This window comes from Kitasatospora sp. NPDC052896 (assembly GCF_044547075.1).
In the GTDB taxonomy this organism is placed as follows: Bacteria; Actinomycetota; Actinomycetes; order Streptomycetales; family Streptomycetaceae; genus Kitasatospora.
This window is the reverse complement of the sequence record NZ_JBITZU010000001.1, coordinates 149,017-173,922: the sequence shown is the minus strand read 5'-3', so window position 1 is coordinate 173,922 and position 24,906 is coordinate 149,017. Positions and strand designations below refer to the sequence as shown.

17 protein-coding genes and 1 pseudogene are annotated in these 24,906 nt (G+C 73.3%); 15 read left to right on the top strand and 3 right to left on the bottom strand.

Annotated elements, in window-relative coordinates; genetic code table 11:
* Positions 1-20: 20 nt before the first annotated feature.
* The 9 genes and pseudogenes from ACIGXM_RS00720 to ACIGXM_RS00680 all read left to right on the top strand — a co-directional run bounded on the left by ACIGXM_RS00720 (position 21) and on the right by ACIGXM_RS00680 (position 13,527).
* Positions 21-1,136 carry a GuaB3 family IMP dehydrogenase-related protein gene (locus tag ACIGXM_RS00720; RefSeq protein ID WP_396555393.1) on the top strand — a complete coding sequence of 372 codons (1,116 nt, stop codon included), beginning with the start codon at positions 21-23 and terminating at the stop codon, positions 1,134-1,136.
* Between the two features lie 223 nt (positions 1,137-1,359).
* The gene (locus ACIGXM_RS00715; RefSeq protein WP_396555391.1) at positions 1,360-3,264 is read left to right on the top strand and encodes a protein kinase; all 1,905 of its coding nucleotides are present in this window, start codon (positions 1,360-1,362) and stop codon (positions 3,262-3,264) included.
* A gap of 23 nt (positions 3,265-3,287) precedes the next feature.
* The gene (locus tag ACIGXM_RS00710; RefSeq protein WP_396555389.1) at positions 3,288-4,412 is read left to right on the top strand and encodes a hypothetical protein; all 1,125 of its coding nucleotides are present in this window, start codon (positions 3,288-3,290) and stop codon (positions 4,410-4,412) included.
* A gap of 151 nt (positions 4,413-4,563) precedes the next feature.
* A complete protein-coding gene (locus tag ACIGXM_RS00705; RefSeq protein WP_396555387.1) occupies positions 4,564-6,339 on the top strand; it encodes a serine/threonine-protein kinase in 1,776 nt (591 codons plus the stop codon).
* A gap of 67 nt (positions 6,340-6,406) precedes the next feature.
* Entirely contained in the window at positions 6,407-8,026 is a 1,620-nt protein-coding gene (locus ACIGXM_RS00700) for a succinic semialdehyde dehydrogenase (protein ID WP_396555385.1), read from the top strand.
* A 23-nt stretch (positions 8,027-8,049) separates the two neighbouring features.
* Positions 8,050-9,837: a GMC oxidoreductase gene (locus ACIGXM_RS00695; RefSeq protein WP_396555383.1), complete on the top strand. Its 1,788-nt coding sequence runs from the start codon at positions 8,050-8,052 to the stop codon at positions 9,835-9,837.
* Positions 9,838-10,708: 871 nt separating this feature from the next.
* Positions 10,709-12,304, top strand: a complete 1,596-nt coding sequence (gene guaA, locus ACIGXM_RS00690; RefSeq protein ID WP_396555381.1) for a glutamine-hydrolyzing GMP synthase — start codon at positions 10,709-10,711, stop codon at positions 12,302-12,304.
* A 185-nt stretch (positions 12,305-12,489) separates the two neighbouring features.
* Positions 12,490-13,041, top strand: a pseudogene (locus ACIGXM_RS00685) (DoxX family protein); the annotation flags it as partial.
* 30 nt (positions 13,042-13,071) lie between these two features.
* Entirely contained in the window at positions 13,072-13,527 is a 456-nt protein-coding gene (locus tag ACIGXM_RS00680; RefSeq protein ID WP_396557300.1) for a Rieske (2Fe-2S) protein, read from the top strand.
* Between the two features lie 73 nt (positions 13,528-13,600).
* On the opposite strand, the gene ACIGXM_RS00675 is transcribed toward ACIGXM_RS00680, so the two are convergent.
* From ACIGXM_RS00675 to ACIGXM_RS00665, 3 genes are all read right to left on the bottom strand, one after another.
* Complete coding sequence (locus ACIGXM_RS00675) at positions 13,601-13,828, bottom strand: hypothetical protein (protein WP_396555379.1); 228 nt, start codon at positions 13,826-13,828, stop codon at positions 13,601-13,603.
* A complete protein-coding gene (locus tag ACIGXM_RS00670) occupies positions 13,825-15,339 on the bottom strand; it encodes a PspC domain-containing protein (protein WP_396555377.1) in 1,515 nt (504 codons plus the stop codon). Before ACIGXM_RS00670 ends, ACIGXM_RS00675 begins: the two co-directional genes overlap by 4 nt.
* Positions 15,340-15,460: 121 nt before the next feature.
* Positions 15,461-16,255 carry an SGNH/GDSL hydrolase family protein gene (locus tag ACIGXM_RS00665; RefSeq protein WP_396555375.1) on the bottom strand — a complete coding sequence of 265 codons (795 nt, stop codon included), beginning with the start codon at positions 16,253-16,255 and terminating at the stop codon, positions 15,461-15,463.
* 543 nt (positions 16,256-16,798) lie between these two features.
* On the opposite strand from ACIGXM_RS00665, the gene ACIGXM_RS00660 reads away from it, so the two are divergent.
* The 6 genes from ACIGXM_RS00660 (at position 16,799) to ACIGXM_RS00635 (ending at position 24,826) form a co-directional block, all read left to right on the top strand.
* Positions 16,799-18,136 (top strand): PspC domain-containing protein, encoded by a 1,338-nt coding sequence (locus tag ACIGXM_RS00660; RefSeq protein ID WP_396557298.1) that lies wholly within the window; start codon positions 16,799-16,801, stop codon positions 18,134-18,136.
* The gene (locus tag ACIGXM_RS00655; protein ID WP_396555373.1) at positions 18,129-18,872 is read left to right on the top strand and encodes a LuxR C-terminal-related transcriptional regulator; all 744 of its coding nucleotides are present in this window, start codon (positions 18,129-18,131) and stop codon (positions 18,870-18,872) included. Before ACIGXM_RS00660 ends, ACIGXM_RS00655 begins: the two co-directional genes overlap by 8 nt.
* A gap of 360 nt (positions 18,873-19,232) precedes the next feature.
* A complete protein-coding gene (locus ACIGXM_RS00650) occupies positions 19,233-20,366 on the top strand; it encodes a glycosyltransferase family 87 protein (protein WP_396555371.1) in 1,134 nt (377 codons plus the stop codon).
* A 203-nt stretch (positions 20,367-20,569) separates the two neighbouring features.
* On the top strand, positions 20,570-21,751 hold the full coding sequence (locus tag ACIGXM_RS00645; protein ID WP_396555369.1) for an acyltransferase family protein: 1,182 nt from the start codon (positions 20,570-20,572) through the stop codon (positions 21,749-21,751).
* 238 nt (positions 21,752-21,989) lie between these two features.
* Positions 21,990-23,255 carry a hypothetical protein gene (locus ACIGXM_RS00640; protein ID WP_396555367.1) on the top strand — a complete coding sequence of 422 codons (1,266 nt, stop codon included), beginning with the start codon at positions 21,990-21,992 and terminating at the stop codon, positions 23,253-23,255.
* A 23-nt stretch (positions 23,256-23,278) separates the two neighbouring features.
* Complete coding sequence (locus ACIGXM_RS00635) at positions 23,279-24,826, top strand: glycosyltransferase family 39 protein (protein ID WP_396555366.1); 1,548 nt, start codon at positions 23,279-23,281, stop codon at positions 24,824-24,826.
* Positions 24,827-24,906 lie beyond the last annotated feature (80 nt).

Below are 24,906 nucleotides of genomic sequence, written 5' to 3'. Positions count from 1 at the left end.
AGCAAGCAGAGAGGCTCGAAGTGACTGAGATCGAGATCGGGCGAGGCAAGCGCGGCCGCCGGGCGTACTCCTTCGACGACATCGCCGTCGTCCCCAGCCGCCGGACCCGGGACCCGAAGGAGGTCTCGATCGCCTGGCAGATCGACGCCTACCGGTTCGAGCTGCCCTTCCTGGCAGCTCCGATGGACAGCGTGGTCTCGCCCGCACAGGCCATCGCGATCGGCCGGCTCGGCGGCCTCGGGGTGCTCAACCTGGAGGGTCTGTGGACCCGCTACGAGGACCCGCAGCCACTGCTGGACGAGATCGCCGCGATCAGTGACGCGGCCCAGGCGACCCGCCGGCTGCAGGAGATCTACGCCGCGCCGATCCAGGCCGAGCTGATCGGCCAGCGGATCAGGGAGGTGCGCGAGTCGGGCGTCGTCACGGCCGCCGCGCTCTCCCCGCAGCGCACCGCCGAGTTCTCCAAGGCGGTCGTGGACGCCGGTGTGGACGTCTTCGTGATCCGCGGCACCACGGTCTCCGCCGAGCACGTCTCCGGCGCGGCCGAGCCGCTCAACCTGAAGCAGTTCATCTACGAGCTGGACGTCCCGGTGATCGTCGGTGGTTGCGCCACCTACACCGCGGCCCTGCACCTGATGCGCACCGGCGCGGCCGGTGTGCTGGTCGGCTTCGGTGGCGGCGCCGCCCACACCACCCGCAACGTGCTGGGCATCCAGGTGCCGATGGCCACCGCGGTGGCCGACGTCGCGGCGGCCCGCCGGGACTACATGGACGAGTCCGGCGGCCGCTACGTGCACGTGATCGCCGACGGCGGCGTGGGCTACAGCGGCGACATCGCCAAGGCGGTGGCCTGCGGCGCGGACGCGGTGATGATCGGTGCCGCGCTGGCCCGGGCCACCGATGCCCCCGGCAAGGGCTTCCACTGGGGCATGGAGGCGGTGCACGAGGAGCTGCCGCGCGGGAAGCGGGTCGACCTGGGCACGGTCGGCACCACCGAGGAGATCCTGACCGGTCCCTCGCACACCCCGGACGGCACGATGAACCTGTTCGGCGCGCTGCGCCGGGCGATGGCCACCACCGGCTACTCCGAGCTGAAGGAGTTCCAGCGGGTCGAGGTGACGGTCAGCCACCGCTGATCCGTCGTCAGAACGCTTGCCCGCGTGTGGCCCCCGCCGTCCGGCGGGGGCCACACGCGTTCCGGAGAGTGGCGGATTCCGATCGGGATGCGGGAAAATCCAGGGGTCGAGTGAACGTCCGCCCTCGACACAGGGGATGATGGAGGCTTGGCCGTCCTCTACGTCCCGCTGAGGACCGACGGTCCGTCACCCGATCGGCAGCAGCACATGGGGGAACGCCCGAATGACCCAGCCGCAGGGCACTTCCGGACGCGTCCTGGCCGGCCGCTACCGGCTCGACTCGATCCTCGGCAGCGGTGGGATGGGGACCGTCTGGCGGGCCGAGGACGAGATGCTCGGCCGGATCGTGGCGGTGAAGGAACTCCGGATGCACGGCGGGGTCGACGAGGACGAGAAGCACCGTCTGATCGTTCGCACCCTGCGCGAGGCCAAGGCCACCGCCCGGATCCGGCACGCCGCCGCGGTCACGGTCTTCGACGTGGTCGAGGAGGACGACCGGCCGTGGATCGTGATGGAGCTGGTCGACGGCCGCTCACTGGCCGAGGTGATCAAGCAGGACGGCCCGGTCGCGCCGTCCCGGGCCGCCGAGATCGCGCTCGAACTGCTCGGCGTGCTCGGCGCCGCGCACAGCCACGGCATCCTGCACCGCGACGTCAAGCCGTCCAACGTGCTGATCGGCGAGGACGGCCGGGTGGTGCTCACCGACTTCGGCATCGCCAGCGTGGAGGGCGACTCCTCGGTCACCTCCACCGGGATGCTGGTCGGCGCGCCCTCGTACATCTCGCCGGAGCGGGCCCGTGGGCAGAAGCCCGGCCCGCCGGCCGACCTCTGGTCGCTGGGCGGCACGCTCTACGCGATGGTCGAGGGCAAACCGCCGTACGACCGCGGGTCCGCGCTGGCCACCCTCACCGCCGTGATGACCGAGGAGCTTCCCGCGCCGGCCAACGCCGGCCCGCTGCGCCCGGTGATCGAGGGGCTGCTGGACAAGGACCCGGAGCAGCGGCTGGACAACTCGACCACCCGGTCGATGCTCAAGCGGATCATCGCGGAGTCGACCAGCCGGGCCGAGTCGACCACCCAGTCGGCGATGCCGGCGCGCAAGCCGGCCAAGAAGACCACGGCGGAGGAGCGGGAGCAGGTCGAGCCGGCCGAGCCGGCGAAGGAGGTCGAGCCGGCCGGCGGGAAGAAGCCGAAGCAGCTGCCGAAGGTGCCCGGGCTGAGCACGGTCCGGGTCGGCAGCCGGTTGCCCGCGCCGGAGGCCGCGACGCCGAGCCCGGCCAAGGAGGAAGCGCCGCCGGCCGCCCCCGCGGGCGGTGAGCCGGCCGACACCGGCGGCTGGACCCGCAGCGAGACGCTCGGCGCGCCCTCGCGGCTCCGGCTGCGGCGCCGCCAGCTGCTGTTGGTGGTCGTGCTGCTGCTGCTGATAGCCGGGCTGGTCGGGCTGGCGATGGCGTCCGGCGGGAAGGGCGCGGGGAAGGCCGCCGCCGGGCCGAGCGACCCGATGTCGCTGGCCGCGCAGAGCACGCCGGCCGGGGCGGGAGCCGCGTCGCTGTCGCCGGCCCCGAGCACCCCGGCGGCGAGCGCGAGCGCCCCGCAGGGGTCCGAGGCCTCCGCGAGCGGCCCGGCCGCCGCCGCTCCGGCCTCGGTCGCCGCTTCGCCCGCCGTCCCGTCCGGTTCCGCCGTCCCGTCCGGCTACACGCTCCACCAGGACCCGTCCGGCTACTCGATCCAGCTCCCCGACTGGCTGAGCTACCAGGGCCACACCAGCGACTCCGCCGACAGCAGCCGGTTCACCGGCCGCGACGTCACGCTGGTGGTCGAGTGGAAGTCGCCCGCCGACGCCAGCGCCCTCGCCGACTGGCAGCAGGAGGCGGCGGGCTTCCACGCCAGCGACTACCAGCTGGTCCAGCTGCAGGCGGTGTCCGGCTGGCGGTGGAGCAACGCGGCCGACTGGGAGTGGACCTTCGGCTCGGGCACCAGGCAGCACTCGCTGAACCGCGGCTTCGTCACCGGCAACGGCAAGTACGGTTACGCGATCTACTGGACGGCCAACGACAGCGACTGGAACTCCCCGGACCTGAGCCAGGCCCGGGACACCGGCTTCGCCACCTTCCAGCCGGCCTCCTGAGCCGGGACGGGGACGGGGAGGGCATGCGCGCGGAGTCCGACCGGGTGGTCGGCGGCCGGTACCGGCTGACGGACGACCGGCAGCCGTCCGCCGCGGGCGAGCCGCTGGACGCCGTCGACCTGCGGGACGGCACGCCCGTGCGGCTGGAGCCGCTGGAGCTGCCCGAAGTCCTCGCCCCCGACCTGTACGGCAGTGAGTCGCCGGGCCCCGGTCGCTGGCTGGACCCGGCCGAGGTGCTCGCCGCCGCCACCGCGGCGATCGACGGTTGTCCGGAGCACCCGCGGCTGCAGCAGGCCTTCGCGGCGCTGGCCGAGGAGGGCGTGCTCTGGTGCGCGGTGGAACGGCCGGCCGCGGTCGGGCTGCCGGCGCGGCTGGCCGGCGGGGCGCTGCCGCCGTACCGGGTGGCCGAGCTGGCGGCGGACCTGGCGCGGGCGCTGCGGGCCGTGCACCGGGCCGGTCGGGTGCACGGCAAGGTGCTCGCGCAGACCGTGCTGCTCTGCGAGGACGGCGCCGCGCTGCTCGGCGGCCACGCCTCGGGCGCGGCGGAGGAGACGCTGGCCCGGACGCTGGGCGGCCCGGACGGTCGGCGCTGGGTGCCGGTCCGCGCCGAGTTGGTCGGGCCGCGGGCCGAGCGCTGGGCGCCGGAGCTGCTGGCGGCGCCCGGTCCGGTCGCCGAGCCGGGCCAGCCCGCCGACTGCTGGGCGCTCGGCGTGCTGCTGTACCGGCTGCTGACCGGCCGCGGCCCGTTCCCCGAGCACACCCCGGCCGCGCTGTTCGCCGCGGTCCGCGCCGGCGGGCCGGAGGGCACCGCGGACTGCGGGCCGCTGCGCCCGCTGGTGGACCGGCTGCTCGACCCGGACCCGGCCGCCCGGCTGACCGCCGAGGAGGCGGTGCTCGTGCTCGCGGAGCTGCTGGCGAACGCCCCGGAGCCGTATCCCGAGGAGCGTCCGGCCGAGGAGCCGCTGCCGGTGCCGCGTCCGGCCGGGCGGCTGGTGCGCTGGCGCCGCGGGGCCGCCGAAGCGGTGCCGAGCGAGCACGCCCGGCACGCCCGGCACCGCCCGTCGACGCTCCTGCCGGTGCTGCTGGTGGTGGGTGTACTGACCGCTACGCTGCTGGCGCTGACGGCCATCGTCTGGTTGGCAGGCTGACGACCCGCCCGCCGCCTGTGGGTCACGTCACAGCAGGGTCACGTGAGCGGGGCGCGATTCCGGCTGGCGGGCCGGGCGCCTAGGCTGTGAGGGATACGTTGTTCGAGCGGTGATCAGTTGCATGGTGCACCGAAGAGGGGGAGCGGTCGCCATGAGCGGACGGGACCAGGAAGTGCGGATGCTGGCCGGCCGCTACGAGCTGGGTGACCGGCTCGGCCGGGGTGGCATGGGCACGGTCTGGCGCGCCCGCGACCTGATGCTCGACCGCGAGGTCGCGGTCAAGGAGCTGACCGTCAACCACCTGCCGGAGGAGGACCTCGCGATCCTCCAGTCCCGGATGAAGCAGGAGGCCCGCGCCGCGGCGCGGATCAAGCACCCCGGCGTGATCACCATCCACGACGTGCTGGAGCAGGACGGCCGGCCGTGGATCGTGATGGAGCTGGTCGACGGCCGCTCACTGGCCGACGTGATCTCGCAGGACGGCCCGCTGAACGCCCGCGAGGCCGCCGGGATCGGCGCCCAGGTGCTGGCCGCGTTGCACCGCGGCCACCAGCTCGGCGTGCTGCACCGGGACGTCAAGCCGGCCAACGTGCTGCTGGAGCGCGGCACCGGCCGCGTGGTGCTGCTGGACTTCGGCATCGCCAAGTTCGAGGGCGACTCCGAGCTGACCCGCCCCGGCGACCTGGTCGGCTCCCCGGACTACCTGGCGCCGGAGCGGGCCCAGGGCGAGCGTCCCGGACCGGCCTCCGACCTGTGGGGGCTCGGCGCCACGCTGTACGCGGTGGTCGAGGGCCAGTCCCCGTTCCGCCGGGACACCCCGCTGAGCACGCTGGCCGCCGTGGTCGACGAGCCGCTGCCCGAGCCGCGCCGGGCAGGCGCGCTCGGTCCGGTGCTGGCCGCGCTGATGGCCAAGGAGCCGGGCGACCGGCCGGAGGCCGACGAGGCGCTGCGGATGCTGCAGGAGGTCATGGCCGGCCACACCATCGGCATGGCGCAGGCCCCGCGGCAGGCCCAGCAGGTGCACCGGACGCCGACCCAGGCGGTTCCGGTGGTGGACCGCCAGGAGCCGGAGCCGGAGCCGGGGCCGGGGCCGCAGCCGGAGTACCTGTCGGAGTTCCAGTCGGAGTCCCAGCCGGAGTCCCAGCCGGAGTTCGCGGCCGAGGAGCAGCACCAGCCGACCGGGCCGACCGAGCTCCGGTCGCCCGAACAGCCCGCCCCGACCCCGACCCCGACCCCGCCGGCGCCCGCCCCGCGCCGCCGCCGCTCGCGGGTGCGGATCGCGCTGGTCGTGCTGACCGTGCTGGTGATCGGCGGCGCCGGCGCGCTGGTGGCGCTGCACCAGCTGGGCCGCACGACCTCGACGGGCAGTGCCACCCCCGGCACGCCGTCCCCGTCACCCTCGACGAGCGCGAGCCTGGTCCCGGACGACGCCAGCGCCTCCCCGCTGGCGCCCGGCAGCGTGCTGCCCGGCTACCAGTGGACCCAGGACCCGGCCGGCTTCGGCTTCCAGCTGCCCACCGCCATCGGTACCTGGCAGCGCACCACGGACAGCTCCAACCAGATCTACTACAGCCCGGACAACCAGCGGCACGTGCTGCAGTTCGCGGTGAACGTGGGCCAGTCGCTCTCCCCGCTGGACCACCTGACCCAGCTGGAGGTGGACGTCCGCAAGAAGCTCAAGGCCTACCAGCGGATCACCCTGGCCGCGAACAAGGTCCGCGGCCTGCAGGGCGCCCGCTGGGAGTTCACCTACAGCAGCGTCAACCCGACCAACCCGGGGCCGCGCCACGTGATCGAGGAGGAGTACATGGACGCCGACGGCACCTCCTACGCGATCCTGATGTCCTGCCCCGACAACCCCTCGGACTGGACGCTGACCCAGCAGTGGTTCACCGCGGTGCTCAACAACTTCACCCCCACCTCCTGAAACCTGCTGGTGGGTTTCCGGTTACCGGCGGGTACCGGTCCGGCCATCCAGCCCTTAGGCTGCGCGCATGACCGACATCACGGCAGTCAGCCGCGGCTCCGGCCGCAACCCCGTGGCCCCGGGCGCCGGCCGTACGGTCGCCTCGGCGGTCCCCCGTTCCCTGGTAGCCCGGCTGGCCCGGGGCGTCAACGCCGCCGCCGGCGCGGAGACCGTACGGACCATCGCGCCGCTGACCGGTGAGCCGCTGGCCGAGCTGCCGCAGTCCACCCCGGCGGACGTCGAGCGCGCCTACCGGCTGGCCCGCCAGGCGCAGCGGGACTGGGCCGCGCAGCCGGTGCGCCGCCGGGCGGCGGTGCTGCTGCGCTTCCACGACCTGCTGCTCAGGCGACAGGACGAGGCGCTCGACCTGATCCAGGCGGAGACCGGCAAGTCCCGGCTGCACGCCTTCGACGAGATCCTCTCGGTCGCCATGGCGGCCCGCTACTACGGGCGGCGCGCACCCGGCCAGCTGCGCGACCACCGGCGGAACGGCGCGCTGCCGGTGCTGACCCACACCGTCGAGGCGCGCCGGCCGAAGGGCGTGGTCGGCCAGATCTCGCCGTGGAACTTCCCGCTGGAGCTCTCGGTCGGCGACGCGCTGCCGGCCTTCGCGGCGGGCAACGCGGTGGTCAACAAGCCCGACACGCAGACCGCGCTGACCGCGCTCTGGGCCCGCGAGCTGCTGGTCGAGGCCGGGCTGCCGGCCGAGTTGTGGCAGGTCGTGGTGGGCGACGGCCCGGTGGTCGGGCCCGAGGTGGTCGAGCGGGCCGACTACGTCTCGTTCACCGGATCCACCCGCACCGGTCGCGAGGTGGCCCAGCGGGCGGCCGCCCGGCTGGTCGGCGCCTCGCTCGAGCTCGGCGGCAAGAACGCCATGCTGGTGCTCTCCGACGCCGACCTGGACCAGGCCGCGGCGGGCGCGGTGCGGGCCTGCTTCTCCTCCGCCGGGCAGCTCTGCGTCTCGGTCGAGCGGCTCTTCGTGCACCGCTCGGTGGCCGACGCGTTCCTGGCGAGGTTCGCCGAGCGGACCCGCGCGATGCGGTTGGGCACCGGCCTGGCGTACGGCGCCGACATGGGATCGCTGGCCTCCGCGGGGCAGCTGGAGGTGGTCACCCGGCACGTCGAGGAGGCGGTCAAGGCGGGCGCCACGGTGCTGGCCGGCGGCCAGGCCCGGCCCGACGTCGGCCCGTTCTTCTTCGAGCCGACGATCCTGGACGGTGTGACCCCGGAGATGGCGGTCTGCGCCGAGGAGACCTTCGGCCCGGTGGTCTCGGTGTACCGGTTCGACACCGAGGAGGAGGCCGTCGCCGCCGCCAACTCGACGCCGTACGGCCTGAACTCGAGCGTGTGGACGCGCAACACCCGGCACGGCGCGCGGCTTGCCGCCCGGCTGCGCACCGGCACGGTCAACATCAACGAGGGCTACGCGGCGGCCTACGGCTCGGTCGCCTCCCCGATGGGCGGGATGGGCGACTCCGGTCTCGGTCGCCGGCACGGCACGGAGGGCATCCTGCGCTACACGGAGGCGCAGACCATCGCCACCCAGCGGATCATGCCGATCCGTCCCGCGTTCGGCCTGGACGAGCAGGCCTTCGCGGCCGTGCTGACCGGGGGCCTGCGCGCACTGAAGGCGATGGGCTTCAAGTGACCGGCCAGGAGGGAGAGTCGAGCGTGGCGGAGGACTTCGACTACGACGTGGTGGTGGTCGGCTCGGGCTTCGGCGGGTCGGTGGCGGCGCTGCGGCTGACCGAGAAGGGCTACCGGGTCGCCGTGCTGGAGGCCGGGCGCCGGTTCACCCGGGACGACCTGCCCAGGAACTCCTGGGACCTGCGCAACTACCTGTGGGCCCCGGCGCTGGGCCTCTACGGGATCCAGCGGATCCACCTGCTGGCCAACGTGCTGGTGCTCGGCGGGGCCGGGGTCGGTGGCGGCTCGCTCAACTACGCCAACACCCTGTACGTCCCGCCGAAGGCCTTCTTCGAGGACCGGCAGTGGCGGCACATCACCGACTGGGAGGAGGAGCTGCGGCCCTTCTACGACCAGGCCCGGCGGATGCTCGGCGTGCGGACCAACCCCACCACCACGCCGTCCGACGTCCACCTCAAGGGCGCGGCCGAGCGGATGGGCGTCGGTGACACCTTCCACCCCGCGCCGGTCGGGGTCTTCTTCGGCGACGGCCGGGATGCCGACGGGACGGCCAAGGCCGCTCCGGGCGCGTCCGTCGAGGACCCGTACTTCGGCGGCGCCGGGCCCGAGCGGCGGGCCTGCGTCGAGTGCGGCGAGTGCATGACCGGCTGTCGGCACGGCGCCAAGAACACCCTCACCGAGAACTACCTGCACCTGGCCGAGCGGAACGGCGCGGAGATCCACCCGCTCACCACGGTGGCCCGGATCCGCCCGCGCGGCGGCGGCTTCGCGGTGGACGTCAAGCGCACCAACGCCCGCTCCCGGGACGCCCGCCGGGCCGGCGCGCGGACCCTGACCGCGGCCCGGGTGGTGGTCGCGGCCGGCACCTACGGCACCCAGACCCTGCTGCACCGGATGCGCGACGAGGGCCGGCTGCCGGCCATCTCGGCCAGGCTCGGCGAGCTGACCCGCACCAACTCCGAGGCACTGGTCGGCGCGCAGACCACCGACCGGCGCTACGGCGCCCCGGCGGACTTCACCAAGGGCGTGGCGATCACCTCCTCGATCCACCCCGACGAGAACACCCACATCGAGCCGGTCCGCTACGGCAAGGGCTCCAACGCGATGGGCCTCCTGTCGATCATGCAGGTGCCCGGCGGCGGCCGGGGCCCGCGCTGGCTGCGGGCCGGTGCCACCTGGCTGCGGCACCCCGGGGTCTTCGCCCGCTCGCTGAGCAACCGCAAGTGGTCGGAGCGGACCATCATCGGCCTGGTGATGCAGTCGCTGGACAACTCGATCACGGTCTCGCGGAAGAAGAGCGGCCTCGGCCGGGGCTCGCTGACCTCCCGGCAGGGGCACGGCGCGCCCAACCCGAGCTGGATCCCGGCGGCGGAGGAGGGCGCCCGGGCGCTGGCGGCCGAGATCAACGGCTTCGCCGGCAGCACGATCGGGGAGGTCTTCGACATCCCGATGACCGCGCACTTCATCGGCGGCTGCCCGATCGGGGACAGCGCCCGCACCGGCGTGGTCGACCCGTACCAGCGGTTGTACGGCTACCCGGGGATCAGCGTGCTGGACGGCTCGGCGATCTCCGCCAACCTCGGGGTGAACCCGTCGCTGACCATCACCGCGCAGGCCGAGCGGGCGATGGCGATGTGGCCGAACAAGGGCGAGCCGGACCCGCGGCCGGCCCAGGACGAGTCGTACCGGCGGGTCGCGGCGGTGCCGCCGGCGCGGGCGGCGGTGCCGGAGGGCGCGTTCGCGGCGCTGCGGCTGCCGTTGCTGCCGGTCCCGGTGGTGCCCGCCCGGCCGGCAGGGACGCAGGAGGACTAGGGCAGGGCAAAGGGCCCCGCGGGGGGACGGGGCCCTTTGTCGCTCAGCACGCGGCGTCAGGGCAGCGCCGGTGCTGGGGCGACGGCGCTGGGGGAGGAGCGCCGTCTATTCGGTTGGCTCTGCGGTGCGCCGGGCGGGCCGGGCACGCGGGTCACGCGTGGGTGGCACGGCCGATCGGCAGTGACAGCGGGTGTTCGCTCACCCGGAGTGAGCGGCCGGCGGCATCCCGGTGGGCCCCAGTGGGCACCACCTCCGCCGAACCCCTCCTGAGCATCGTGGTGGACGGAGGCCGTGCTCTGCAACCGGTTCGGCACAGTTCGGCACAGTCCATTTTCTCCCGGCGGCGCTCCTGACACGCTGTCAGCAGCTGCCGGCCGGCGTGGACGGGCCGGCGAGAAGTGGTCACTGTCGGTAGCTGATCGGTGGGTGCACCGGGCGGTGCGGCGACGGCCGGGCGTCCCCGGGCCGACCGCCGCACCTCCGGGTGCAGTCGTGGGCCGGCCGCTGTCCCCTGCCGCCGGTCCACCGCACCCGCGCACGGTCCCACGGCACCCCGGGTGCCCGGCCGGGCCGGGAGTCGGGAGTGCCACGTGCGCGAGTGGACTGGTGCTTCCACGCGTGGTCCTGCCGAGCCGTACGTCGCGACGGTCCAGGCGCCTGGCCGTGCTGTGCCGCGCCTGGCGGGCGCGGCACGGTCGTACGGTCGGCCGGTGCAACGAGTCCGGGCCGGGAGCGGACACGGGGGCGTGGCAGACGGGTGATGCGGCCCGGCCGGTAGACTCGGGAACGACACCCGCCCATCCGTCGCCCGCCGCCACCCCCACGGACGCGCTGCGCGGCGACACCCCCGTTTGCTGCCGGAAGGCTGTCCGTGTCCTCTGCACCGCCCGACCAGTCCGCACCGTCGGTCGACACCGTCCTGGTGGTCGACTTCGGCGCCCAGTACGCCCAGCTCATCGCCCGTCGGGTGCGTGAGGCCCGGGTCTACAGCGAGGTCGTCCCGCACACCATGCCGGTGGCGGAGATCCTCGCCAAGAACCCGAAGGCGATCATCCTCTCCGGGGGCCCGTCCTCCGTGTACGCCGAGGGCGCGCCCTCGATCGAGCGTGCGATCTTCGAGTCGGGGATCCCGGTCTTCGGCATGTGCTACGGCTTCCAGCTGATGGCGCAGGCGCTCGGCGGCACCGTGGACAACACCGGCAACCGCGAGTACGGCCGCACCCCGATGACCGTCACCCAGCCCGGCTCCACCCTCTTCGAGGGCACCCCGGTCGACCAGTCGGTCTGGATGTCGCACGGCGACGCCTGCTCCGCCGCTCCCGCGGGCTTCACCGTCACCGCCCGCACCGAGGGCGTTCCGGTGGCCGGCTTCGAGAACGACGAGCTGCGGCTCTACGGCGTCCAATACCACCCCGAGGTGCTGCACAGCACGCACGGCCAGCAGGTGATGGAGCACTTCCTCTACCGCGGCGCCGGCCTGACCCCGAGCTGGACCACCAGCAACGTGGTCGAGGAGTCGATCGAGGCGGTCCGCGCGCAGGTCGGGACCAAGCGGGTGATCTGCGGTCTCTCCGGCGGAGTCGACTCCGCGGTCGCCGCCGCGCTGGTCCAGAAGGCCGTCGGGGACCAGCTGACCTGCGTCTTCGTGGACCACGGGCTGCTCCGCAAGGGCGAGGCCGAGCAGGTCGAGAAGGACTTCGTGGCCGCCACCGGTGTCAAGCTGAAGGTGGTCGACGCGCAGCAGCGGTTCCTGGACGCGCTGGCCGGGGTCACCGACCCCGAGGAGAAGCGCAAGATCATCGGCCGGGAGTTCATCCGGGTCTTCGAGCAGGCCGCCCGCGAGGTGGTCGAGGACGCCGGCGCGACCGGCGAGCCGGTGGAGTTCCTGGTCCAGGGCACCCTCTACCCGGACGTGGTGGAGTCCGGCGGCGGCGCCGGCACCGCCAACATCAAGTCGCACCACAACGTCGGCGGGCTCCCCGACGACATGCAGTTCCAGCTCGTCGAGCCGCTGCGCCGGCTGTTCAAGGACGAGGTCCGGATGGTCGGCCTGGAGCTCGGCCTGCCCGCCGAGATCGTCTGGCGCCAGCCGTTCCCCGGCCCGGGCCTGGGCATCCGGATCGTCGGCGAGGTCACCAAGGCGCGCCTCGACCTGCTGCGCGAGGCCGACGCGATCGCCCGCGCCGAACTGACCGCGGCCGGCCTGGACCGGGACATCTGGCAGTGCCCGGTGGTGCTGCTGGCCGACGTCCGCTCGGTGGGCGTGCAGGGCGACGGCCGCAGCTACGGCCACCCGATCGTGCTGCGCCCGGTCTCCTCCGAGGACGCCATGACCGCCGACTGGTCGCGGGTCCCGTACGAGGTGCTGGCGAAGATCTCGACCCGGATCACCAACGAGGTCCCGGACGTGAACCGGGTGGTGCTGGACGTCACCAGCAAGCCCCCGGGCACCATCGAGTGGGAGTAGTCCCCACCCGTTGAACGGCCGCACCGCCAGCCACGTATCCGTGGCTGGCGGTGCGGCCGTTTGCGGCAGATCTGCAGTCTGTTCTGACGATAAGCGTTTCGGGTGCCGCTGCTCATGCTCGAAAAAGGGCAGAATGCGGACCGGACCCGTCAGGACATGGCGGGCTGTACGGGAAGGTGACGCCCATGCTGGAGGGGACCAGAGAGCCGCTCGGGACCGGAGGCCCGCTGGGGGAGGCCGGTGCCGACGGCCGGACGGACCGTGAGGTCCGGGCCGCCCAGCGCCGAGCCCTCGCCACCCGCTACGCGCTGCTGCCGCTGCGGCTCTTCCTCGGCGTCACCTACTGCTTCGCGGGCCTGGACAAGCTCGCCGACAGCCACTACCTGGCCGCGGCCGGCGACCCGCTCTCCTTCACCGCGATGACCGCCGGCTACCGGGTGCACAGCCCGATCGGCTGGCTGCTCACCCCGGCCCTGCACGAGCCGACCCCCTTCGCGCTGCTGATCGCCTTCGGCGAGCTGGCGGTCGGGCTGGGCACGCTCTTCGGGCTCTGGGGTCGGCTGGCCGCGCTCGGCGGCGCCACGCTCAGCCTGACCTTCTTCCTCACCGCCAGCTGGAACGTCTCGCCCTACTACCTCGGCAACGACCTGCCCTACCTGATGGCCTGGACCACCCTGCTGCTGGCCGGGACGCCGTACCTGTCGGTCGACGGCTACCTGGCCCGGCGGGCCGAGCGGGACCGCGGGCGCGGGCTGGTCGAGTCCGAGGTGCGCCGCCGGATCGTGGTCGACGGCGGCATCGCGGCCGTGGCGCTCGGCGGGGCCGGGCTGCTGCTCGGCTCGCTGACCGCCACCATCGTGCGGAAGAAGCCGCGTCCGGTCACCGCCGGTGCTCCGGCGGGCGGGGGCGGCACGGTGTCGGCGCCGGCCGACGCCGTCCCGGTGGGCGGTTCGACCGCCGTCCAGGACCCGGCCACCGGGGACACCGTCTACCTGGTGCAGCCCGAGGCCGGCCAGTACTGCGGCTTCTCCTCGATCTGCACGCACGCCGGCTGCACCGTCGACCCGCCGAAGGACGGCCAGTTCAGCTGCCCCTGCCACGGCTCCCGGTTCGACGCCGCCACCGGCGCGGTGCTGGCCGGCCCGGCGGTCAAGCCGCTGCCCCGGTACACCGTCAGCAAGTCCGGCGACCGGCTCGAGCTCGGCCCGATCCAGCAGTCCTAGGGCCTGCCGTCCCCGGGGTCCTGTCGTCGCGCGCCCGGCGGGAGTCGTCGGACGGGCCCCGGCGGCTCGTCCGTCAGCCCTCGCGGTCGAGTGACGGGGGCTCGGCCGACCGGCCGCGACGGGCCATCGCGGCCACCGCCCCGGCCAGCCCGGCGGTGCCCAGCACTATGAAGGTGACCGGGATGACGATCCGTCCGTTCACCGTGACGTCGTTCAGCGAGGCGACCAGGTAGAGCAGCGCGATCCCGGTGAAGAGCGCGCCGGAGATCAGCGAGAAGGGGTCGATCCGGTGCCGCTTCATGCCTGTACCACCTCTACGTCGCCGAGACCGACCTGGATGTCGAGGGTGAGGTCACCCTTGGACCGCACACCGTCCGCCGGGGCGAGCCGGACGCTGCGGTCGGTGCCCAGCCCGCCGTGGCTGCCGCCGGCCGGGAGCTGGACGTCGCCGGCCGCGGTGTGCACGGTGAGGTCCACCGCGACGTCGGACGGGACGGTGACGTGCACGTCGCCCGCGCCGACCCGGACCGCCGTGCCGACCGTGCCGCCGCCCGGGTCCACCGCCGACAGGTCGAGGGCGAGGTCCCCGGCGGCGAGGTCGTACTGGCGCTGGACGTCGCTCGCGGTGGCCGGCGCCCAGCTGCGGTCGCCGATGGTGGCGCTCATCGAGCCGGTGCTGCCGAACACCGCCAGGGTCAGCGTGATCACCAGCGCGGGCAGCACCAGCACCCGGGCCCGGCCGAACCTGGTGCCCAGCAGCATGGTCAGGCCCAGCCCGAGCAGGCCGGTGGCGAGGACCGTGGCGAAGGTGCCCGAGGTGCTCATCGTCCGGCCGTGCGTCCACCAGACCGCCCAGCCGGCGCCGGCCGAGACCAGCAGGCCGAGCGGGGCCAGGAACGAGCGCGGGCGGCACGGCCGCTCCGGCGGGAGCGGCGCCGACCGCTTGGCGTCGGACTTGCGCAGCGGGTCGCCCGCCGGCAGGTCCGTCCGTTGCCACCAGGGCTGCGCGGGCGCGCCCGGCGCGGTGGAGGCGTGGCGGTCGCCGTACGGGTTGCGCTCCGGGTGCCGTGGGTCCCAGAGGTAGCCGGTGGCCCCGGGCGGCGGGGTGGGCGGGGCGTCGGCCGGCTCGGTGCCGCGCCCCCCGGCCGCCCAGGACCGGCTCTGCTCCTTGAACAGGTTCACGTGCTGGTGCAGCTCGGCCTGGTGGGCCTCCCACTCGCGGTGCATGGCGGCCTTGCGGGCCGTCCAGTCCTCGTGGAACTCCTGCCGCCAGGTCTTCCAGTCGGTGAGCGCGGAGTTCGCCCCGGCCGTCGGCCGGTCGTACGGGCCGCCCGGGCGCGGTGGGGTGCCGAGCCCGGCCGCCCGGCGCCGGCGCTCCGGGTCGTAGCGCACCGCGAAGAAGATCATCGCCCCGAGCAGCACCAGCGGGAAGGCCGAGTCGCCGCTACCCATCCAGGAGAAGAACACCCCGGTGCCGATCACCGTGAGCAGCACCGCGCCGATCGACTGGCCGTCCACCCGCCCGGTCAGCACCCGCTGCAGCTCGGTCCGGCCGTGCTTGCCCTCGGGGTGTTCGAGCGGGATGACCAGCCAGGCCAGCCCGTACAGGAAGAGGCCGAGCCCGCCGGTCAGGCAGAGCACCGCGACCACCACCCGGAACACCACCGGGTCGATGTCCAGGTGGCGGCCCAGCCCGCCGCACACGCCGGCCACCACCCGGTGCCGTTCGGTGCGGGTCAGCGGCGGGCGCTGGTCCTCGGGCCCGGCCTCGCCGGCGGGGCGGTCCTGGGCCGCGCTCTGCTCGTCCGTCATGGCTCTATCCTGCGGGTTGCGGCCGGCTGCCGGCACCGGTGGGAGCCCTGCCCCTACCCTGATCTCTCCCTGAGAGCGGCTCAGGGGGCGCTCCGACCAGCGTCCCCGAGCGCCCCCGGCTTCAGGCGCTGGTGCGGCTGCGCTGCCGGACCGGCCCGTCGTCGTCACTCGGCAGCAGCGGCCGGCCGCCGACCCAGAGCGGGGTGAGGTCCCGGTGCAGCGCGCCGAAGAAGGTCCGCGCCATCCGGTCGTAGCCCTGGTCGTTGGGGTGCAGCTGGTCGGCGAACTCCGTGGACGTCAGGGCGGGCGCGTCGACGTAGCCGAAGTGCCGGCCCCGCTGCCGTTCGGTGCGCTGCAGCCGGCGGGCCTGGTCGTTGAACCGCTGCACCAGGTCCTGCAGCCCGTTGGTGGTGGGGATCAGCCCCTGGACGATCAGGGTCACGCCCGGCTCGTCGGCGTAGATCTGGTCGACCAGGTGTCCCAGCCGGTCGGCGGCGTGCGGGGTGTCCTCGTTGCGGTCGAGGTCGTTGATGCCGATGTGCAGCAGCACCACGTCCGGCCGGGCGGTCGCGAGCCAGCCGTCCACCTTGCCCCGGATGTCGTTGATGGTCCAGCCGCTGTGCCCCTCGTGGTCGGGCTGGGGGAACGCGCCGCCGCGCTGCGAGCCGACGAAGTGCGCCCGGAAGCGGGACTGCTGGAGGATCAGGTTCCAGAGCGGCAGGCGGTAGCCGGCGCCCGTGGTGCTGCCGACGCCGACGGTGATCGAGTCCCCGAGCGGCATCAGCCGGACGGTGGGCAGCGGATCGTCGCCGCCGCGGCCCACGGCCGGGCCGGCCTGGGCCGGTCGGGCGCTGCCGAGCAGACCACCGGTGACGGTGACCAGAGCTGCCAGGGCGGCAGCGAGGCTTCTCTTCATGGTTCCTCGCAGACGGAAGGATGAGTGGAGCGCCGAGCGCCGGTGGAATCACCGGTGACATTCCTGCGGCCGTCCTGCGGTATTCGGTTCGGCTGTCTGCCGCGCGGCGGTTCGGCGGGAATCCGCCGGCGCGTCGCGGTGCTCAGCCGGCGGACGGGGCACGGAGATACAGGGCCGAGCGGTGCCGCCCCGGCGCACGGGAACCGTTCTGCCAACGGTTCACCGGAATCCGGTCACGGCAGCTCGAGAATAACCAGATGATCGATTCGCAAGCTGATTCGAAGTGAATCAGGAGAAAATCTCACCGGATTGGCTCCGCCGGGTCGCCCGCGGTGGGCGGGGCCGCGATCCGGACGCCCTAGGGGCGCACCCTGATGTGTCCGGGGGCCCGGACGTGTGACCATCGGTGGCGTGGCAGTCCCCGGTACCGAACCCAGCAGCGCTCCGCCCGCCTCCGACGGCCCGCCGTCCGGCGGCGCCGAGCCGACCCCGGACGGTGGCCGGCCGCCGTTCCGCAAGCTGTACCGGACCCCGAACCGGCGGATGCTCGGCGGGGTGGCGCACGGCCTGGCGGTCCACCTCGGGCTGCCGGTCGCCTGGGTGCGCCTCGCCTTCGTACTGCTCTTCTTCGCCAACGGGATCGGTGGGCTGCTCTACGCGGCCTTCTGGTTCGTGGTGCCGATCGGCATCGGCGAGCCGGCCCGTGGCGGGCTCGGCGGCTACGTCTGGGTGAACGGCGAGTTCGTCCCGGCCGGCACCGCCGGGGCCACCCCCGGCCCGCTGCGCAAGAGCCGCCAGGGCCGGCTCGGCCGGCTGCGCGACCTGCTGGAGCAGACCTTCCAGGGCGATCCGGTGCCCGCCGGCACGGCGGAGGGCGGCGAGGCGCCGTCCGGCGGCGCGGCCAGCCGGCAGAACCTCGGGCAGCTGGCCGCGCTGCTGATGCTGGTCGTCGGCGTGATGGCGCTGCTGAACGCGCTCCACATCCAGTCCTCGCGGCCGTACGTCTGGCCGCTGCTGGCGATCGGCGTCGGTGTGGCGCTGGTCTGGCGGCAGGCCGACGACTCGCGCTGGCAGCGCTGGTTCGGGCTGGACACCGGCAAGAAGCGCAGCAGCGCCTTCGTCCGGGTCGGCGCCGGCGTGCTGCTGGTGACCGTCGGCATCATCGGCTTCCTGGTGCTGCAGGGCGCCGGCTCGACGCTGGCCTCGGTGATCGAGGCCTCGCTCGCGGTGCTGGCCGGGGTGCTGGTGCTGACCGGCCCGTACGCGCTGCGGATGTGGCAGGACCTCGCCACCGAGCGGACCGCCCGGATCCGGGCCCAGGAGCGGGCCGAGATCGCCGCGCATATCCACGACTCGGTGCTGCACACGCTGACCCTGATCCAGCGTCGGGCCGAGGACCCCAAGGAGGTCCAGCGCCTGGCCCGGGCCCAGGAGCGCGAGCTGCGGCTCTGGCTCTACCGCCCGGAGGCCGCCGCCGAGGCCGCCCCGGACACCCTGGCCGAGCGGTTGCGCGAGGTGGTCGCCGAGGTCGAGGACCGGCACGGGGTGCCGGTGGAGCTGGTCTGCGTCGGCGACTGCCCGATGGACGACCGGATCTCGGCGCAGATGCAGGCCGCGAGGGAGGCGATGGTCAACGCGGCCAAGTACGGTGGCGGGGGACCGGTGCAGGTCTACGCCGAGGTGGAGGGGAGAACGGTGTCGGTGTTCGTGCGCGACCACGGCCCCGGTTTCGACCCGGACACCGTGCCGGAGGACCGGCTGGGCGTACGGGAGTCGATCATCGGCCGGATGAAGCGGCACGGGGGCACCGCGAGGGTGCGGCCCGCGCCGGACGGCGGGACCGAGGTCGAGCTGGAAATGGAGAGAGCTGCTGATGACTGAGTCCGTATCGGCGTCCGGCCCGACTGACGTCGGGTCGACCGGGCAGCCGGGGGCAGCCGCCCCCGGCCCGGCGGCCGGGAGGGTGGCCCGGGTGGTGCTGGTCGACGATCACCGGATGTTCCGCACCGGGGTGCGGGCCGAGATCGGGCGGACCGAGGTCACCGGCATCGACGTGGTCGGCGAGGCCGACGACGTGGAGTCCGCGGTCCGGGTGGTCGCCGAGACCCGGCCGGACGTGGTGCTGCTCGACGTCCACCTGCCCGGGGGCGGCGGGGTCGAGGTGCTGCGCCGCTCGGCGGGCGCGATGGGCGAGCCGGGGGGCGTGAAGTTCCTGGCGCTCTCGGTTTCCGACGCGGCCGAGGACGTGATCGGCGTGATCCGCGGCGGCGCCCGGGGGTACGTCACCAAGACCATCACCGGCGGCGACCTGGTCAGCGCGATCTTCCGGATCTCCGACGGCGACGCGGTCTTCTCGCCGCGGCTGGCCGGCTTCGTGCTGGACGCCTTCGCGGCCACCGACACCCCGCCGGTCGACGAGGACCTCGACCGGCTCACCCAGCGCGAGCGCGAGGTGCTCCGGCTGATCGCCCGCGGCTACGCGTACAAGGAGATCGCCAAGCAGCTCTTCATCTCGGTGAAGACGGTGGAGAGCCACGTCTCGGCGGTGCTGCGCAAACTCCAGCTCAGCAACCGGCACGAGCTGACCCGCTGGGCGACCGCCCGCCGGCTGGTCTGAACGCCGATTCCGGTTTTCCGGGGTCCGGTTTCCGACTTTCGACGGCCCGGCACGGCGACGATCCCACCGTTCGGTGGGGGCGAGCCGATACCGGGTCGTCGTTCCGTGCACGACCGCCGAATGACACTCTGGGCGGACACTTGATTGGCTGCCGCCCGGACCGCTGCTTACGATGTCGCTACCAGTGCGTCGGAGCGGCAGGTCGAGTCGAGGCAGGTTGTCACCGTGAGTGTGAAAGCTTCGCCGAGACCGGGAGCGGAGGCCTGGCTCAGGGCGCCGGCGCCCATTCCGTTGCTGGGGGCCGCCGGACTGGGTTTCCTGCTCACCGTCTATTCGGCCACCTGGTCCGGAAACAACACGATGGACGACCGTGTCGTCGTGATGGCCGCCCGGACCTTTCTGGCCGGTGGATCACCGTACGCCGACAAACGATTCCTCTATTTTCCGAGTTCGGTTCTGCTGGCGGTGCCGCAGACCGGTCTTCCGGACCCGCTGCTGAGCTGGCTGGTGCCGGCCGTGACCGCCTTGATGGTGCTGGCCGGCTGGTTGCTGGCGGTCCGGATCTTCGGGGTCCCGCTCCGCAGCAGGTTGGCCGCGGCCGGAGTGCTGCTGATCAGTTTCCTGGAGCCGTTCCGCAACCTGGTGCAGCTCGGGAACTGGACCGCCTGCTCCGCACTGGCCCTGCCGGCCGCGCTGCTGCTGGCCCGCCGGTCGCACTGGGGCTGGGCGGGCCTGGTGGTCGGGCTGGCGATCGCCGGCAAGCCGATGCTGGTGCCGCTCACCCTGCTCTTCCTCTTCGCCCGCCAGCTCCGGGCGTTCCTGCTGGCGGTCGTGGTGCCGGTGCTGGCCGCGGTGCTGGCCGCGGACCTGATGCCGGACTCCCGGCTCTTCTTCACCAGGACCCTGCCGTTCGTCCTGCACGGCCAGGACGACTTCGCCCGCCCCTACGACGCCTCGCTGGGCACGCTGCTCCCGAGGCTCGGCGTGTCGGAACGGATGGCGCTCGGGGTGGCCGGGCTGCTCGCCGCGGCCCTCGTGCTGGGTGCCTGGCGGCGCTGGCGGCTGGGCGGGGACGAGGGCCTGCGACTGGTCGAGACCGGCGCCATGCTCATGGTGGCCGCCCTGATCGTCAATCGCCCTTCGTTCGACCACTACCTCCTGGTCGTCCTCCCGGTGCTGCTCGCCTCGACGGTCCGGCCACGGGCGGCCGCCCGCTCCCCCTGGTTCTGGCTCGCCCTGCTGCCCCGGTTCGCCGGCTTCGACCTGCCCGAATTCGCTCCGGCCCAGAACTGGGCCTATCCTGTGGCGACGCTGAACGTGACCACCGCCGCCGTGCTGCTGCGCCGGGCTGCGAGCCACCCGGACACCGGTACGGACGCCGCCGACCCGTCCGGGACCCGGCTGCCGGCGGCCGCCGGCCACGGACTGCCCGCCGATGGGGTGGACGGGGCGGGTGGTGCCGCGCTGGTGCTGAACAGGCCTGATCGGGCCTGACGCGGTGACCGGCGCGGATGGGCGGCTGATCAGGAGTGACGGGCCCGGGGGTAAGCCCGGGGTCCACAACTCGAGCCGCAGCGCATATGGTCTTCCGTGGCGTTCGGGCCTGTTCGTGGGGTCGGGAGTCAGCCACGAGTCCGTCCCCCCTGGACCCGACACTGCGAGTCCGTCCCCCTGGACCCGACACTGAGAGTGCCGTCATGTCAACTATCACACCGCCACTCCAATCGGATGGAGCGACGGTCGCCGGCGGGGCGTCCCCCGAGCCTGCCAAGTCGGCTCCTCCCCGTAACCGCCTGTACGTCCTCGACGGGCTGCGGCTGATCGCCGCGCTCGGCGTGGTGGCGTTCCACTGGACGGGTGTCGACATCCATCCATCCGTGTGGGGCAAGGCGCCGCGGGTGCTGATGCCGCACCTGCACCGGTTCGGTTCCTACGGCTGGCTGGGGGTGCAGCTCTTCTTCCTGATCAGCGGGTTCGTCATCTGCATGTCCGCCTGGGGCAAGACCCCGCGGCAGTACTTCACCTCCCGCGTGGTGCGCCTCTACCCGGCCTACTGGGTCGGTGTGCTGCTGACCTCGGCGGTGATCAACTACTGGCCGACCACGCGGCCGGACCGGCAGCACATGAGCATCAGTGACGTGCTGACCAACTTCACCATGCTGGAACGGCCGATGGGCGTGACGGAGGCCGACGGCGTCTACTGGACGCTCTGGATCGAACTCCGTTTCTACCTGCTCTTCGCGATTCTCGCGGTGATCGGCCTGACCTACCGTCGGGTGGTCGCTTTCTGTGGAATCTGGACGATTGCGGCGGTGATCACCGGCGCCTTCCCCAACAATGATTTCCTGAACTCGATCACGCAGCCCGAGGACTGCCCGTACTTCATCGCGGGCATGGCGCTCTACCTGATCTACCGCTTCGGTGCCACGCCAATGTTGCTGGGTATAGTCGGATTCTCCTGGCTGATTGCCCAGAACCGTATTCACATCACCGAGGGCAGTTACGAGTACGAGGTCGCCCACCACCTTTCCTGGCCGGTCATGGCGACCCTTTCCGGAGCGGCCTTCCTGGTGATGCTGCTGGTCGCCCTGGGGGCCTTCGACTGGGTCCGCTGGAAGTGGCTCTCGGTGGCCGGCGCGCTCACCTACCCGGTGTACCTGTTGCACCAGGAGATCGGCTGGGCCCTGATCCGCTGGGGCCGGGAGCACCACATGAGCCCCAAGCCGCTGCTGCTCTGCTGCCTGGCGGTGATCCTCCTGCTGGCCTGGATCGTCCACAAGTACGCCGAGCGACCGTTGTCGCGGCTCCTCAAGCGGCTGCTGGACTCGCCCTCGCTGACGCTGCCCCGCCTGGACCCGCCGGTCCGGCGCCGCGCCTAGCCACTGACCTGCCCGTACGGCCGGCGGAGACTGTCAAGGTCCCCGCCGGCCGTACTGGTTATAGCGGCCCTTTCGGGAGAATGTTCTGCTGATCACGATCAATTCGGCCGGCAGTCCGGTTTGCCGGACCGGGGGGCCGCCGTCGCGCGTTGGACAAATCTGGTAGGAATCCTCTTGGCGATCCGAGGTTTTGTCGGGTGTCGTCCTGATTCTGTGATGGTTCCTCAGGGGAGTGCCGGTGACTGCTCAGCTTGCGGGGCCGCAGGCGCGTGATGACGCGGCGGCCCGTCGCGACGACCCACCGCGGGGTCCGCGGCCGGTCCGCAGCCCGTGGGGGCACCGGCTGCTCCCCGCGCTCCGCCGGGCGACCCCGGCGCTGGCCGGCTACGCGGCGGTCCGCGCCCTGGGCGTGCTGGCGGTGCTCTGCTGGTACCACAAGCACGGCCGCTCCGGCCTGCACCAGCTCAGCAGCATGTGGGACGCCTGGTGGTACCAGCAGATTGCCCAGCACGGTTACGCGGGCACGCCGCTGGTGCCCGGCCCCAAGGGCTTCTACCAGGCCTACGCCTTCTTCCCGGCCTATCCGATGACGATCCGGGTCCTCGGCTGGCTGCTGCCGGTCTCGCTGGGACTGGTCGCGCTGCTGGTGGCCTGGGTCTCCTCGCTCGTCGCGGCCTGGGGGACGTACGCGATCGGCGCGCGGCTGTACGGGCACCGCGCCGGCGTGATCGCCACGGTGCTCTGGGGGGTGATCCCCTACGCCCTGGTGGAGAGCCTGGCCTACTCGGAACCGATGTTCACCGCCTTCGCCGTCTGGGCGGTCTACGCGGCGATCACCCGGCGCTGGATCTGGGCCGGCGGGCTCAGCCTGCTGGCCGGGCTGACCCGGCCGACCGCCGTCGCGGTGGCGGGGGCGGTCTGCCTCGGCGCGCTGTGGGCCCTGGTCTCCCAGTGGCGGCGCGACCGCGGCGCGGAGCTGCCCGACGCCGAGCGGGTGGCCTGGTGGCGTCCCGTCCTCGGGGCGCTGATCGCCCCGGTGGGCGTGGTCTCCTTCATCGCCTGGGTCGGGCTGGTGAAGGGCAACGCGGACGCCTACTTCAAGATCGAGGACGCCTGGGCGTCGCACTTCGACGCCGGCGCCTCGACGGTCCGCGCGTTCGCGCACATGCTGACCTACAGCACGACCCTGTGGCTGGCCGAGGTGGTGGTGGGCCTCAGCCTCGGCGCGGCGGTGGTCCTGTTCCTGCTCTCGGTGCTGCAACGCCAGCCCCTGCCCCTGCTCGCCTTCAGCGGGCTCACCCTCGTGATCGCGCTGGGGGACGCGGCATACTTCAACTCGCGGGCGCGCTTCCTGCTGCCCGCCGTCGGTCTGCTGTTCCCACTCGCCGGCCACCTGGCCCGGGTAAGAACCCGCGGCGCGGTCGCGATCGTGTTGGGTTCGGCAGCCGTGGCCTCCGCGCTGTACGGCGGATACCTCGCGTTCGTCTACACCAACTCGCCGTGACGTCTGGAAGGTTTGAGAAGAGAATGAGTACCAGCGCCGAGTCCGACGTCGTCGAGGCGTCAGGTCCCGTGCGGAAGCGGCCGGAACCGGCGGCTGGTGAGGACGTCCAGGCCCCGGCCGGCCCGCGTGACTGGGCGGTCCGGCTCGTCTGGCTGTGGCCCGCGCTGGTCACGCTCGGGCTCGGGGTCCGCGGCAGCGCCCGCCCGGAGCTGTGGCGGGACGAGCTGGCGACCTGGAGCGCGGCCACCCGCAGCACCGGCCAGCTGTGGGCCATGCTGCACCACGTCGACGCGGTGTCCGGCACCTACTACCTGTTCATGCACGGGTGGATATCGGTCTTCGGCGACTCGCCGACGATGTTCCGGCTGCCGTCCGCGCTGGCCATGGCGGGGGCCGCCGCCTGCGTGGTGCTGGCCGCCCGCAAGCTCTTCGACACCCGGACCGCGCTGGCCGCCGGCCTGCTCTTCGCGATCTTCCCGAGCATCTCGCGGTACGCCCAGGAGGGTCGCGCCTACGCGTTCGCCGTCCTCGCGGTGGCCGCCGCCACCTGGCTGCTGCTGCGGGCGGTGGAGCGGCCGGGCAGCGTGCTGCGCTGGCTCCCGTACACGGTGAGCGTCATGGCGGCCGGTCTCTTCCACATGGTCACGCTGACCGTGCTGGCCAGCCACGCGCTGATCGTGCTGCTGCGCTGGCGGCGGGAGCGCCGGCGGGCGCTGCTGATCGGCTTCCCGGTCGCCGTGCTGGTGGCGCTGCTCCCGATGGTGCCGCTGGTGATCGTCGGGCGGCGCCAGGTCGGCCGGCAGATCTCCTGGCTGCACTCCCCGACCCTGCAGGACTTCGTCACCACCTGGCACGGCATGTTCGGCTCGGCGCTGGTCAGCCTGTGCGTGCTGGTGCTCTGCGCGCTGCCGGTGGCCTGGCCGCGCAGCCGCCGCCGGGCGGTGGAGATCGGCCTGGTGGCCGCGCTGCCGGTGCTCGCCGTCTGGGTCGTCTCGCAGGGCAGCACGTCCTACTTCCTCGACCGCTACCTGCTCTTCACGGTGCCCGCCTGGGCCGTGCTGGCCGGCGCCGGGCTGACCTCGCTGCGCCCGAGGCCGCTGATCGCGGTCGGCCTGATCGGCACCGCCCTGCTGGGCCTGCAGGACCAGCAGGCGCTGCGCACCCGCACCTCGCACGAGTGGGCCGACGAGCGCGGCGCGGCCCGGATCATCGCCAAGGGCTACCACACCGGCGACGGCATCGTCCCGGTCCGGGGCGACCAGGCGTACATGATGCTGGACTTCGCGATGGCCTACTACCTGCCGCGGGACGTGCACCCGAAGGACGTCTTCGCGGAGAAGACGCCGGTGCAGAACAACGACCTCTACTCGGTCACCTGCCCGGACGCGGACAGCTGCGCCGGCGGCACCGACCGGCTCTGGGTGGTCACCTACGGCGACCAGAGCGACCCGCTCAAGGGGCTGCCGGCGGACGAGGTGAAGGTGCTGACCTCGGAGTTCGACCAGGAGCAGGTCAAGCACGTGCAGGGGATCACCGTGTCGCTGCTGGAGCGCACCAAGGCGGCCGGCTGACCCGGCGGAACCGTCTCCCCGGGGCGGGGGGACGGTTCCGCGCCGCGGTGTCGGTGCCGGGCCCTAGACTCGGATGCGCC